The organism is Paenibacillus sp. BK033 (genome assembly GCF_004345425.1).
In the GTDB taxonomy this organism is placed as follows: domain Bacteria; phylum Bacillota; class Bacilli; order Paenibacillales; family Paenibacillaceae; genus Pristimantibacillus.
In genome coordinates this window covers 268856-282254 of the sequence record NZ_SLVP01000007.1, presented here as the reverse complement: position 1 = coordinate 282254, position 13399 = coordinate 268856, and the positions used below count along the sequence as shown (strand labels likewise).

Genomic DNA, 13399 nt, shown 5'->3' with positions numbered 1-13399 from the left:
CAGTGTGCAAACCTTCACCGGGCTTTGCGGTTACCCGACAAAGCCCAGTGTGCAAACCTTCACCGGGCTTTGCGGTTACCCGACAAAGCCCAGTGTGCAAACCTTCACCGGGCTTTGCGGTTACCCGACAAAGCCCAGTGTACAAACCTTCACCGGGCTTTGCGGTTACTTAAACATATTCCTCAAAACCAACACCAGGTTTGCCGGCTTCTCGGCCAAACGGCGGGTGTAGTAAGGGTACCACATCGTGCCGTAAGGCACGTAGCAGCGGACGCGGTAGCCTTCCTGGGCAAGCTCGGCTTGTTTGCCCATGCGAAGGCCGTAGAGCATCTGGAACTCGAAGGCTTCCTTTGGAATATGATTCGCCTCGGCGAAAGCCTTGGTGAAGTTGATGATCTTATCGTCATGCGAGGCAACGGCCGTGTATACTCCGTTCTTCAGGCGGTGCTCGATGAGCTTCTTGAAGTTGTCGAGCACTTGCCCCGCATTCTGGTACGCCACTTCCGGGGGCTCTTTATAAGCACCCTTCACCAGCCGCAGGTTAACCTTTTCCTTGCTAAGCGCCTTCACATCCTCCTCGGACCGGTGCAAATACGCCTGAATGACGGTGCCGACATTGGTCATCCAGCCGGCATGCAGCTTCCGCACGAGATCGATGGTGGCCTGCGTGTAGGGCGTATCCTCCATATCGAGCCGGACAAAAATCCGGTTGTACTTCGCCTCCGACACCACCGCCCGGATATTGGCGTGACATTGCTCCTTATCCAGCGCGAGTCCGAATTGGGTCGGTTTGAGCGAGACGTTGGCGTTTACTTTGCGCCTTGCGATCTCGCGGACGATTTTTAAATACTCATCCCTGTAGCCCTCGGCCTCCTTCAAGTCCTTGATCCCTTCTCCGAGATGGTCCAGCGTCACCATGATACCCTGACTGTTGAGCTCCTCCGTTCGATCCATCGCTTCTTCCAGAGTGTCGCCGGCGATGAATTTGGAAGCGAGCTTGCGGCCGTAGCGGATGGACAGATGCTCCACAAGCTTGTTGCCGGTGATGCCTAGCAGCGTTCGGCGGTAAAGGCCAGCACCCATTGTCTATCGCTCCTTTCGTAGGTTACCGGGAAGTCCGTCATGGATCCTTGCATGCCAGACTTCCAGTTAAGACACATAACGTTCTGCCGGATGAACTATAAATGGAATAGTGAGCATGTATCGAAGGGGGATGCGGGTATGAGGGCAGCATTCAAGAATGAACCTTTTACGAATTTTCGGCTGGAAGCAAATAATAAGGCGTACGATGCGGCGCTTGAGCTGGTCAGATCCAAGCTGGGCCGGGAGTATCCGCTTGTGATCGGAGGCCGCCGGATTACGACAACGCGGACATCGCCGTCCACGAATCCGGCCTCCAAAAATCAGGTGATTGGCGTAGTGTCCCAAGCGGACGCCAGTCTTGCGGAAGAGGCCATTCAGACAGCGGCTCGCACCTTCGACAGCTGGAGGTATACCGAGCCAGGCGAGCGGGCCAGGTATTTATATAAAGCGGCGGCATTGCTGCGGCGGCGCAAGCATGAGTTCTCCGCATGGATGACCCTTGAAGCGGGCAAAACACGCGCCGAGGCCGATGCGGATACGGCGGAAGCGATAGATTTTATGGAATTTTACGCGCGCGAGCTGCAACGTATAAGCAAGCCGCAGCCTCTGACTCCTCTTGACGATGAGGAGAATCAACTTTATTATATTCCGCTTGGCGTCGGTATTGTCATTCCGCCTTGGAATTTCCCTCTCGCCATCATGGCGGGCATGACTACGGCCGCTCTCGTATGCGGCAACACGGTTGTCCTGAAGCCGGCCAGCCCAACGTCGGTTATTGCGGCGCAGTTCTTCGAGCTGCTTGAAGAGGCAGGCGTTCCCGCTGGTGTAGTCAACTACTTGCCGGGACCGGGAAGCGAGGTTGGCGATTATCTGGTGGATCATCCGCTGACGAGATTCGTCAGCTTTACCGGCTCCCGCGAGGTTGGACTTCGAATTAACGAACGGGCGGCGAAGACGCAGCCGGGGCAAAAATGGATCAAGCGCGTCATTGCCGAAATGGGAGGGAAAGACGCGATCATCGTGGACGCGGAAGCGGATCTCGATCTGGCTGCCGATTCGATTGTCGCATCGGCCTTTGGCTTTTCCGGGCAAAAATGCTCCGCCTGCTCGAGAGCGATCGTCCACGAAGCGGTGTACGACGAGGTGCTAGCGAAGGTACTGGACCGGACCAATCGGCTTACGGTAGGCGATCCCGCGGATGCCGCCACGAATGTTGGAGCCGTTATCGACGACAAGGCATTCCGCAAAATCCAGGAATATATCGAGATCGGCAAGGGAGAAGGCAGGCTGGTCGCCGGCGGAGCATCCGACGATTCAGTGGGGTATTTTATCGAGCCTACGATCTTTGCGGATGTAGAAGCGAATGCCCGCATATCGCTGGAGGAGATTTTTGGCCCCGTGCTTGCTTTTACGAGAGCGAAATCCTTCGACGAGGCCCTTCAAATGGCGAACAATACGGAATTTGGCTTGACGGGAGCCGTTATTTCGAGAAACCGGGCGCATCTGGAGCAAGCTAGGCGCGAGTTTATGGCAGGCAATTTGTATTTGAACCGCAAATGCACGGGGGCGCTCGTTGGCGCTCATCCGTTTGGCGGATTTCATATGTCGGGTACGGATTCGAAGGCGGGAGGCCGCGATTATCTGCTCCTGTTTACGCAGGCGAAGATCGTATCGGAGAGATTTTAGGGGAATGCAAGCGTCCGGCAAAGGGAGTTTGGCTCAGCGCCTCGAATAGAATACAATAGTGGAAGCGGGTACTTGGGAGATGCAGGATTTATGGAAAAAGGGGATCGATGATCATGACGCAGCAGGAAACCTATATCATCGCGCTGGACCAAGGAACAACGAGCACACGTGCGATTTTATTCGATAAAGCGGGAAACCCGCGCGCGGTTGCCCAGACGGCGGTGGACTGCGCGTTCCCGCATCCGGGCTGGGTAGAGCAGGACGCCGGGCAGCTGTGGGAAACCTCGCTGAAGGTGATACGCGAGCTGCTTGAGAAGGAAGGCCTGAAGGCGGAGCGCATCGCCGCGATCGGCATCTCGAACCAGCGGGAGACGACGATCATCTGGGACAAAACGACGGGAAAGCCCGTCTATAACGCCGTCGTCTGGCAATCGCGCCAGACGTCTGGCATTTGCGAAACGCTGAAGGAAGCTGGCCATGAGAGGCCGATCCGGGAGAAAACCGGGCTCTTGATCGACCCGTATTTCTCCGGAACAAAGGCGAAATGGGTACTCGACGAGGTAGAGGGAGCGCGTGACAAAGCCGCGGCCGGCGAGCTGTTATTCGGCACCGTGGACAGCTGGCTGATCTGGAAGCTGACCGGCGGAGCGGTTCACGTGACGGACTATTCGAATGCGTCGCGGACGCTGCTGTACAACATCCATGAGCTGAAGTGGGATGCCGACCTGCTCGAATGGCTGGACATTCCGGCTTCCATGCTGCCGGAGGTGCGCTCGTCTTCCGAGGTGTACGGCACAACGGAGGCGGCTTTGTTCGGCGGGCCTATTGCAATCGCAGGCGCTGCGGGAGACCAGCAGGCGGCTCTGTTCGGGCATGGCTGCTTTGAGAGAGGGGAAGCGAAAAACACGTACGGCACCGGCTGCTTTATGCTGATGAACACCGGCATGGAGCCGATCCGTTCGGAGCATGGCCTGCTCACGACCATTGCCTGGGGGGTTGACGGGCAGGTGGAATACGCGCTTGAAGGCAGCGTTTTTGTAGCCGGTTCGGCGGTACAGTGGCTTCGAGACGGCATGGAATTGATCGACACCTCGGAGGAGAGCGAAAAGCTGGCCTCTTCCGTCGATTCGACGGAAGGCGTTTACGTCGTTCCGGCCTTTGTCGGACTAGGGACGCCATACTGGGACAGCGAGGTCCGCGGCGCCGTATTCGGCATGACGCGCGGAACGCGGCGCGAGCATTTTGTCCGGGCAACGCTCGAGTCCATTGCGTATCAGACGAAGGATGTGCTGGACGCGATGGAGCAGTCGGCGGGCATTCCGCTGCAAACGCTTTGCGTGGACGGCGGCGCGATCCGCAATAATCTGCTCATTCAGTTCCAGAGCGATCTGCTTGGCGTGCCGGTTGAACGGCCGGTGATCAGCGAGACAACGGCACTTGGCGCCGCTTATTTGGCGGGGCTTGCGGTTGGCTATTGGCAGGGCCGCGGGGAGATTTTGGAGCAGCGGCGGCTGGACCTTGTTTTTGAGCCGGCGATGGCGAAGGAGCAGGCGGATCGGCTTTATGCCGGATGGCAGAAGGCGGTAAAGGCGGCAATGGCTTTTCGATAGGGAGAAGACCGTGGCAGTTCTTCAGGATGCGTAATAGCATAATGGAGGAATGTTCGCGGTTTTCTTTTTTACGCATCAATAAAGAATTTGCGATAGGAGCTGTTCGTAATGGCAAGCGGGAACGGGCATGGGGGAGAACCGGCTTTATTTAACGCTCTAAAGAGAGAGGAGCAGTTCGGGAAACTGCAGGCGGAGGTCTATGATCTGCTGATTATCGGCGGAGGGATTACAGGTGCGGGGATTGCGCTGGACGCGGTTACGCGGGGCTTAAAGACGGCGCTGGTGGAGATGCAGGATTTTGCCGCGGGAACGTCAAGCCGTTCGACCAAGCTGGTGCATGGCGGTCTGCGTTACTTGAAGCAGCTTGAGATCGGAGTTGTAGCCGAGGTTGGCAAGGAACGCGCGATTGTGTACGAGAACGGGCCGCATGTGACCACGCCGGAATGGATGCTGCTCCCGATTTATAAAGGCGGTACCTTCGGAATGTTCAGTACTTCGCTGGGACTTCGATTGTATGATTTTCTGGCCGGGGTCAAACGCGCCGAGCGTCGGAAAATGCTTGGAACGGACGAGACGGTCACGCGGGAGCCGCTTCTGAAGCGGCAGGGCCTGAAGGGCGGAGGCTATTATGTCGAGTACCGGACCGACGATGCCAGATTAACGATAGAAGTGATGAAGAAGGCAGTCGAGCTAGGGGTAAACGCGATTTCTTATGTGAAGGCCGAATCGCTGCTGTACGAGAACGAGCGGGTCGCCGGAGCGGAGCTGAGGGATCAACTGACGGGCAAAACGGGACAAGTGAAGGCGAAGGTTACGATCAATGCCGCCGGCCCTTGGGTAGACACGATACGGGAGAAGGACGGATCCAAGAGAGGCAAGACGCTCCATCATACAAAAGGCGTTCATCTCGTGTTCGACCAGAAGCGGTTCCCGCTTGGTCAGGCGATTTACTTCGACTCGGAGGACGGCCGGATGCTGTTTGCGATTCCCCGCGACGGAAAAACGTACATCGGCACCACCGATACCGACTACAAGGAGAATCTTGCCCATCCGCGGATGACGGCTGCAGACCGGCAATATATTTTGAAGGCGGCTAACGATATGTTCCCTACGCTTGGGCTTGAAGCCGAGGATGTGGAGTCCAGCTGGGCGGGCGTAAGGCCGCTGATTCATCAGGAAGGGAAAAATCCTTCCGAGATTTCGCGGCGCGACGAGGTGCTGGTGTCGTCTTCGGGCCTTCTCTCCATGGCGGGCGGCAAGCTCACCGGCTACCGGAAAATGGCCGAGACCGTTATGGATCAGGCGGCAGAGCAGCTCGTTAAAGCCGGGCGGAGCGGTATAGGCGAGAGCCGGACGAAGACGCTCGCGATCTCGGGCGGCGATGTTGGCGGTTCGGAGGGGTATGAGCGATTTGTAGCGGAGAAGAAGGCGGCTGCCGCCAAGGCGGGGCTTGCCGGCCCGGATGCGGAACGGCTTGTCCGCCGGTTCGGCTCCAATATCGATACCGTGCTCGGCCTTATGCCCGAAGCGCAGGAGGAAGCGATCCGCCGGAAGCTTCCCGTTACGCTTCTGCTTGAGCTGCTCTATGCGATTCGCTACGAAATGGCCTGCAAGCCGGTTGATTTCTGGATTCGCCGCAGCGGCAGCCTCCTGTTCGACCGAAGCCGGGTTATCCGCTGGAAGGACGGCGTGCACCGTTATATGGCGGAGCTGTTCGGCTGGTCAGCCGGTATAAGCAACGCTTACGCGGAGGAGCTGGAGCGCGAGCTCCAGCTGGCGGTGACTCCCTCGGAGTAGGGAGGATTAACGGTTATGCCGGGAAAAGAACACCCGACAGTTGAATAATGACGGTAAGCGTAATACTGCTGAGCAATGTGGAGAAAAGCACCGCCTGTGCGGCAAATCCGGGCTCGCAGTTGTACTCGAGAGCAAGCGCAGCGCTGTTTCTGGAGGTAGGTATCGCGCTGGCGATAAAGAGCGCCTGCGCGGTAACGCCATGCGCATGCATGAGCTCCAGCAGCAGCCAAGCGATGGCCGGAGCGGCAATCAAGCGGATGAGACTGCTCCATAGGACGGTAATCGTATGAAGCTTAAGCATCGTAGAGGCCATTTGAGCGCCTATCGTAAACAAGGCAAAGCTGAGCATCCCGTCCGCAACAGCCGATAAGGGAGTCAGAAGCGGTGCCGGCAGGTCGATCGGGACGAGCCGCAGCAGGGTGCCGGCGATAATGGCATACAGGACGGGCATTTTAACAAATTGCAGCAGCGAGTGTTTAAGCCCGCTTGCCGCCCTGCTGGCATTCAGCAGGCCAAAGGTAAAGGTCGCGAACAATTCGAAGGTTACGACCATCATCTGGACGGACATGGCGAACGGATCATGCTTGAATGCCATGGCATTGACGGGAATGCCGATATTGCCGTTGTTCGTTAACGCGATGCTGTTGGAGAAGCTGGCGGCAAGCGGCTTTGGATGGCGAAGCATCCGGCTGACGCCTTGGCCGATCAGCACGATGGCGATAAATTGCGCGGCAAGGAATACGAATATCGTGGCCAGCAAAGAAGCGGTAAGCTCGGCTTGGTACACTTTCACGAAAGCAAGCGCGGGAATGTAGTAATACATGAGCATCTTGGAGAAACCGCCAAGCTCGAATTTGAACTTGCGGTGGAGCAGCGCGCCGATTGCGAGCGGAATAAGGATCGGGACGATGATATAGAGGAAGGTATGCAGGATATTCATCATCTCAATTCCTCTTCCCTTGGCTTTGGCCGGACGTTCAAATGCTGCCCGGGTTCAAGCGCGGTGCCGGCGATCCCTTTTTGCCGGAGCATGCGAATGAATGCGGCTGCATCCTGCTCAATGACCGGAAACGTATTGTAGTGAATGGGAACGATATAACGCGCGCCGATCCACTCCGCGGCTACCGAGGCATCGCCAGGATCCATCGTGAAGCGTCCTCCGATCGGCAGAAAGGCGATGTCGATATCGAACCGTTCTCCAAGCAGGCGCATATCGCCAAACAAACCGGTATCGCCGGCGTGGTACAAGGTAACCCCGCCCATTTGAAGGATAATGCCGACCGGTGAGCCCGTGTAGACGATTTTGCCTTCTTCGTTAAGGGAGGATGAGGCGTGAAGGGCGGGAGTGAGATAGACGCGCCCAAACGGAAAATCCCAGGCTCCGCCGGCATGCATCGGTTCGACCCCAACGCCATGCTGTCCCAGATGCACCGCCAATTCTTCGACGGCGACTATGGGCGCATCGTTTTGCTTTGCCAACGGAATGGCGCCGGTGATATGATCGGAGTGACCGTGAGTCAATAGAATGTATTGGACTTTAATTTGGTCTATACGCGGAGTGGTGACGGGATTGCCGGTCAAGAAAGGATCAATGATGACGGAATAAGCATCGTGGGTTACTTGGATGCAGGAATGCCCGTGATAATCAATGCGCATTAGCGGGACCTCGCTTTCAAAATTAAATTTTATAATAAAAAAATTAACGATCGTATATATTTATGTTATATTACTAACAGTGAATAAATGTCAATCATTTCGGCTTGTTTTTTTGCGAGGGGAGTTGTGGGTCCGTTGTTGTCGATAGAAAAACAGTTGCTGTATCTTCTTGCAAGCGGGGACGGAGCCGGTTCCGGAGCTTCCGTAAGCCGTCTTGTCGAGGTGTATGAAGCGCGGGGCATCTCCCATCAAATCGTGCGCAACGCGCTCTCCAAGCTGAAGAAGGACGGATATGCCGAATCGGCGGAACGCTCCCGCTACAAGGCAACGCCGCTTGGCGAGGAATTCATCCGGATCATTAACGCTAAGCCCGGTTTATACGGAAAGGAATGGGACGGGCAATGGTGCATGGTTATGTTCGAAATTCCGGAATCGGAACGGCGCCGCAGGGATAGCTTCCGATCGGAGCTGCTGCAGCTGGGCTTCGGCTCGCTGTACAAGAGCGTCTACGTCTCGCCATGGGATTACCGGGAAGAGGTTATCCGGCTTGCCCTTCAGTGCGAGGTTACGGAATATATAACGGTTACGAATACAAGGATTGTACATAACGGCATCACGCCGGAAAAGGCAGCTTCCTTATGGCCGCTTGAAGAGCTTCAAGAGCTATATCGGGAAAAGGAGCGCTGGTTCCGCGAAGGCTTGGAGCCAGCGCTTACGGAACTCGAAGCAGCGGGAACAGGCACGGGCGGCGGGCTGCCGCTGTTTGTTCTTTTCCTCGAGCTGGGCGAAGTCATTGCCGAGCTTGGTTTGCGCGATCCGATGCTTCCGGACCCTCTGCTGCCCGAGGCTTGGACGGGCAAGCTGCTGCTTGGACAATTCCAGGCCTGCCTGCGGCGGATCGCGCTTGCGATACCGGAGCAATCCCCATACCGCCCTTTTGTGGCGCATTTTCTCGGACGGTAGAGCATTTTCCTCATTGCCGCCCTCCGACTCTCCCTACTATAATAAAAGCGCATACAATTCCAATCCTGATAGGCAGTAGGGGGAACGTCCTTGTATACGATAGTGCTGGTTGACGATGAAGCGGTCGTAAGGGAAGGCATCAGGGAGCGCATCCCGTGGGAGGAGCTTGGTTTTCGGTGCGTGGCGGATTGCGAGAACGGCGTACAGGCGCTGGAGGAGATCGAACGGCTGCGGCCGCATATCGTGCTGACCGATATTAATATGCCGTTTATGGACGGGCTCGCCTTTTCCCGCGAAGTCATGGAACGGTATCCGGAGACAAAGGTCGTGATCCTGACCGGCTACGACGATTTCGAATACGCGCAGCAGGCGCTGAAGCTGAAGGTAAAGGATTTTATCCTCAAGCCGGTAACGGCAGCCGAGTTCTCGGCGATGCTGCATAAGCTCCGGCTGGAGCTGGACGAGGAGAAGAGGGAGCGGGAGGACCTGGCCCGGCTGCAAAGCCAGCTGCATGAGAGCATGCCGCTCCTCAAGGAACGCTTCCTCGAGCGGATGTCGACGATGGCTTTAAGCGAGAAGGAGATTGCGGCGCGTCTGCGCTATTTCCGGATTCGACTGACGGGACCTTGCTATCTGGGGCTGGCGATCGACACGGACCGGCTCGAAGAGCAGGGCGGGGCGGATACGGACCGGGAGCTGCTCAGGTTTGCCGTGTACAATATCGCGCAGGAGATTATTAGCGGGGAGCCGGAGGCCGTTGTATTCCGGAGCAGGGAGGAATGGGTTATGGCCATCCTTGGCGGGGAGCGCGAGGAGCTGCTGCAAGAGAAGGCGCAGGAGCTGGCCGAGCGCATTCGGCAATCGGCGGTTCAATTCCTGAAGCTGACCGTTTCGATCGGAATAGGGACGACCGTTCATAGCTATACGAGAATCAGAGAGACCTGCAAGGCTGCGGCCGCGGCATTGGACTATCGGCTTGTCCTTGGCGACAACAGCGTCATCAGCATTCTGGACATGGAAAAGCGCCGAAGCTCGCCGGCCGGTCATCCGGCCGAATTCGACCGCGAATTAATAGCCGGGATCAAGACCGGCACGGCGGATGAAGTAGAGCGCGCTATCGAAGCGCTGATCCGGTATAACAAAGCGGAACTGACCAGCATCGATCACTGCTATTTGCGTATTCAAAGAACGATTCTTGCCGTCATGCAGGCGCTTGGCGATATTGGCTGCAAGGAGTCCGAGGCGTTCGGAGAAGGCATTAACCCGATGACCGAGATCTACCGGTTCAGGACGATGGAAGAGATCGGGGAATGGCTGAAGACGGCCTGCCGGCAAGCCGTTTATAGCGTAACGGCCACACGCCGCGACCAATGCCGGTCGCAGATTGAAGAAGCGATCGCCTATCTGGAATCTAATTACGAGGACGAGAATCTATCGGTCAAAGGCGTCTGCAAGCAGGTTCATATGAGCGTCAGTTATTTCAGCGCGGCTTTCAAAGCCCACACCGGCAGAACCTTTGTCGAGTATGTCACTGCGGTCCGGATGGACAAAGCGAAGGAGCTGCTGAAGTTTACCGGGCTTCGAACCTACGAGATTGCCGCCAGAACCGGCTACAGCGATGCGCAGTATTTCAGCGTTCTGTTCAAGAAGCACACGGGGGAATCTCCAACGGATTACCGTCATCGGACGGCGGCGGAGCAGGCATGAGGCGCGCTTATGGAATTATTTAAATTCAAAAGCATTCAAACGAATATTGCCGCCGCCTCCGCCTGCCTCATTCTGCTTACGGCCATCCTGTTAGGCGTCATCTCGTACCAGCTGTCGGCCTCGTCCGTCCGCGAGACGGCCCAGGACTATACGGCAGAGCTGATCCGTCAAGTGAATGCCAACATTCAGACCTATATTACCAGCATGGAGAATATATCGATGCTCGCGCTCAGCAACGAGGATGTCCGCGAGCTTGTAGGCGAAGCGGGAAGTGACGGGCAAAGCTCGGAGGGGCTGGCGCGCGAGCAGCGGATCTCCGCGTATTTTCACTCCATTATGGCTTCGCGCAAAGACATTGCTTCGATTAACGTCATTGGCTACAACGGCCGGTTCGTCTCGGACCGCGAGCATGTTGAGCTCAATCCAAGCGTCAGGCTGGCGGAGCAGCCTTGGTATACCAGCGCGCAAGAGGCATCGGGCCGGATTGTCGTGTCTTCCTCCCATGTCCAGCATATGTTCAAGGACGAATACGGCTGGGTGGTCTCGCTCAGCCGGGAGCTGTGGAGCAAGGATCAGACGGAGCCGCGCGGCGTGCTGCTCGTCGACCTGAACTTCAGCGTTATTAACGACACTTTGAACAATATCGACTTAAGCAAGCGGGGGTACATTTTTATCGTGGATGAGGCCGGCAATATCGTCTATCATCCGCAGCAGCAGCTGATCTACAGCAACTTGAAATCGGAGAAAATCGACGAGGTGCTAGCAAAGGGCAGCGGCAGCTTTATGACCGACGAAGGGAAGACAAGCCGGATCTATACGATTCAGGATACCGGCTTCGGCTGGAAAATCGTTGGCGTGTCCTACGTCAACGAATTGATCGGCAACAAGCGCGAAATGCAGCTGTCGATGGCGGCGGCGGGGATCTTTTGCCTGATTGTCGGGCTACTGCTTGCCGTCTTTGTCTCGCGTAACCTGTCCCGTCCGATCAAGCAGCTGCAGGAGCATATGAAGAAGGTGGAGAAGGGGATTTTTAATATCCGGGTACCGATCGGCAATCCGAGGGAAATCGCGTCTCTCGCCCGCACGTTTAACCTGATGGTTGTCAAGATCGAGGAGCTGATGAGCCAGGTCGTCCGGGAACAGGAAATTAAGCGGAAGAGCGAGCTGACGGCGCTGCAGGCGCAGATTAATCCGCATTTTTTGTACAATACGCTCGATTCGATCATTTGGATGGCTGAGGGGAAAAAGACGGACGAGGTCGTTCTGATGACCTCCGCGCTGGCGCGGCTGTTCCGTTCCTCCATCAGCAGGGGGCAAGAGCTGGTCTCGATCCGGACGGAGATTGAGCATGTTGCCAACTACCTGACGATCCAGAAAATCCGGTATAAGGACAAGCTGGATTTCCAGATTGACATTGATCCGGATATCTACGCGTACCGCACGCTGAAGGTGCTGCTTCAGCCGCTGCTCGAGAACGCGATCTACCACGGCATCAAGAACAGAATCGGGACCGGAACGATTCAGGTTACCGGCGGCAAGCGGGACGGTTATATTTGGCTGGAAGTGAGCGATAACGGCGTTGGGATGGAAGCGGAGGCGCTCCGAACGATTCTGGAGCCGAGGAGAAGCGACCGGGAAAGCAAAGGCGTTGGCGTGGTGAATGTCCACGAGCGGATCCAGCTTTATTTCGGCAAGGATTACGGCCTGACGTACAGAAGCGTACCGGATGAAGGGACAACCGTAACGGTACGGATTGCCGCCATTGAAGGCGATGAATGGGCGGGAGGTGCTGGCGCATGAGCGAGTACAGACGCAGATCCGCATCCGTGGCCATTGCCGCGATTCTTATCGTGGCTGCTGTCGTCGGCCTCTATAAATGGGCGGCAAGCCAGCGCGGGGAGAAGCCCGTCGACATCATTGTTACGGTAAAAGCAACAAGCTCGGCGATTGATTTCTGGAAGGTGCTTATCACGGGGGTTGAGGACGCGGCCAACGAATTTGGCGCCAACGTTACGGTAATCGGGCCTCCGTCGGAGACGGAGATCGATATTCAAATGGAGCAGCTGGAGCAGGCCATCCGGCAGAAGCCGGATGCGATCGTGATGGCCGCGACCGATTATAACCGGCTGGTTCCTATCGCCCAGCGGATTGTTAAGGCGGGCATTAAGCTCATTACGGTAGATTCCCGCATTAACAGCGATGATGCGCTAAGCTTTATCGCAACGGATAATATGGCAGCCGGGGAGAAGGCCGGAGAAGAGATGGCCAAGCTGCTGCCGGGGGCCGATTCCTCGAAAATCGCCATTATGAGTTACGTTTACGGAACCTCTTCGCAGCTTGAACGGGAAAAGGGCGTGCGGCAGTGGCTGGAAGGTCATTCAAACGTTGAGGTAGCAAGTACGCTCTTTAGCGAAGGACGGCTCGAGAAGGCATATGAGCTGACCAAGCAGCTTCTCTCCGAGGATCCTGGCATTAAAGGGATTGTTGGTCTAAATGAGCCTTCCACCGTGGGGGCCGGCCGAGCGATCCGGGATCTTGGGCTCAGCGGCAAAATAAAGCTTGTTGGCTTCGACAGCTCGGTGGATGAAGTACAGCTGATTGAAGGCGGCGTGCTGCAGGCAACCGTTGTCCAGAAGCCTTACAATATGGGCTACCTCAGCGTGAAGACGGCCATTGAAGCGGTGCGGGGCAAGAAAGTGCCTAGGCTGATCGATACGGAATCGGTCGTTATCAACAAAGACAATATGTACACGGAACAAAATCAGAAGCTGCTCTTCCCCTTTGTGGGAGAGTAGCTTTTTTCATTTTTTGAAGAAAAACGGATTCTAAAAAGGAACAGATTTTTTTCAACTATTCAAATACATTATTCCATTCTGGCAATCGAGAAAGCGCTTTAG

The 13399-nt window shown here is 56.3% G+C and carries 10 protein-coding genes; 7 read left to right on the top strand and 3 right to left on the bottom strand.

All coding sequences use genetic code 11. From position 1 onward, the window contains the following. Nucleotides 1-165: 165 nt before the first annotated feature. On the bottom strand, nucleotides 166-1083 hold the full coding sequence (locus tag EV294_RS22265) for a proline dehydrogenase family protein (protein ID WP_132310820.1): 918 nt from the start codon (nucleotides 1081-1083) through the stop codon (nucleotides 166-168). Between the two features lie 138 nt (nucleotides 1084-1221). Between EV294_RS22265 and pruA the strand changes: the two genes are divergently transcribed. The 3 genes from pruA (at nucleotide 1222) to EV294_RS22250 (ending at nucleotide 6176) form a co-directional block, all read left to right on the top strand. Then, on the top strand, nucleotides 1222-2769 hold the full coding sequence (gene pruA / locus EV294_RS22260) for an L-glutamate gamma-semialdehyde dehydrogenase (RefSeq protein WP_132310818.1): 1548 nt from the start codon (nucleotides 1222-1224) through the stop codon (nucleotides 2767-2769). A gap of 113 nt (nucleotides 2770-2882) precedes the next feature. Further along, entirely contained in the window at nucleotides 2883-4379 is a 1497-nt protein-coding gene (glpK, locus tag EV294_RS22255) for a glycerol kinase GlpK (RefSeq protein WP_132310816.1), read from the top strand. Between the two features lie 108 nt (nucleotides 4380-4487). Continuing rightward, complete coding sequence (locus tag EV294_RS22250; RefSeq protein WP_207918176.1) at nucleotides 4488-6176, top strand: glycerol-3-phosphate dehydrogenase/oxidase; 1689 nt, start codon at nucleotides 4488-4490, stop codon at nucleotides 6174-6176. 13 nt (nucleotides 6177-6189) lie between these two features. On the opposite strand, the gene EV294_RS22245 is transcribed toward EV294_RS22250, so the two are convergent. Together EV294_RS22245 and EV294_RS22240 are read right to left on the bottom strand one after the other, a co-directional pair. Beyond that, nucleotides 6190-7119, bottom strand: coding sequence for an AEC family transporter (locus EV294_RS22245; protein WP_132310814.1), 930 nt, complete (start codon nucleotides 7117-7119; stop codon nucleotides 6190-6192). Beyond that, nucleotides 7116-7832: a metal-dependent hydrolase gene (locus tag EV294_RS22240; RefSeq protein WP_132310812.1), complete on the bottom strand. Its 717-nt coding sequence runs from the start codon at nucleotides 7830-7832 to the stop codon at nucleotides 7116-7118. Before EV294_RS22240 ends, EV294_RS22245 begins: the two co-directional genes overlap by 4 nt. Nucleotides 7833-7967: 135 nt before the next feature. Here EV294_RS22240 and EV294_RS22235 point away from each other — a divergent pair, with 135 nt between their 5' ends. From EV294_RS22235 to EV294_RS22220, 4 genes are all read left to right on the top strand, one after another. Further along, nucleotides 7968-8795 (top strand): PaaX family transcriptional regulator C-terminal domain-containing protein, encoded by an 828-nt coding sequence (locus EV294_RS22235; RefSeq protein WP_165930775.1) that lies wholly within the window; start codon nucleotides 7968-7970, stop codon nucleotides 8793-8795. Nucleotides 8796-8885: 90 nt separating this feature from the next. Next, a complete protein-coding gene (locus EV294_RS22230; RefSeq protein ID WP_132310808.1) occupies nucleotides 8886-10502 on the top strand; it encodes a response regulator in 1617 nt (538 codons plus the stop codon). Nucleotides 10503-10511: 9 nt separating this feature from the next. Beyond that, a complete protein-coding gene (locus EV294_RS22225) occupies nucleotides 10512-12302 on the top strand; it encodes a sensor histidine kinase (RefSeq protein ID WP_132310806.1) in 1791 nt (596 codons plus the stop codon). After that, a complete protein-coding gene (locus tag EV294_RS22220) occupies nucleotides 12299-13297 on the top strand; it encodes a substrate-binding domain-containing protein (protein WP_132310804.1) in 999 nt (332 codons plus the stop codon). The genes EV294_RS22225 and EV294_RS22220 overlap by 4 nt, the downstream gene beginning before the upstream one ends. Nucleotides 13298-13399: the final 102 nt, after the last annotated feature.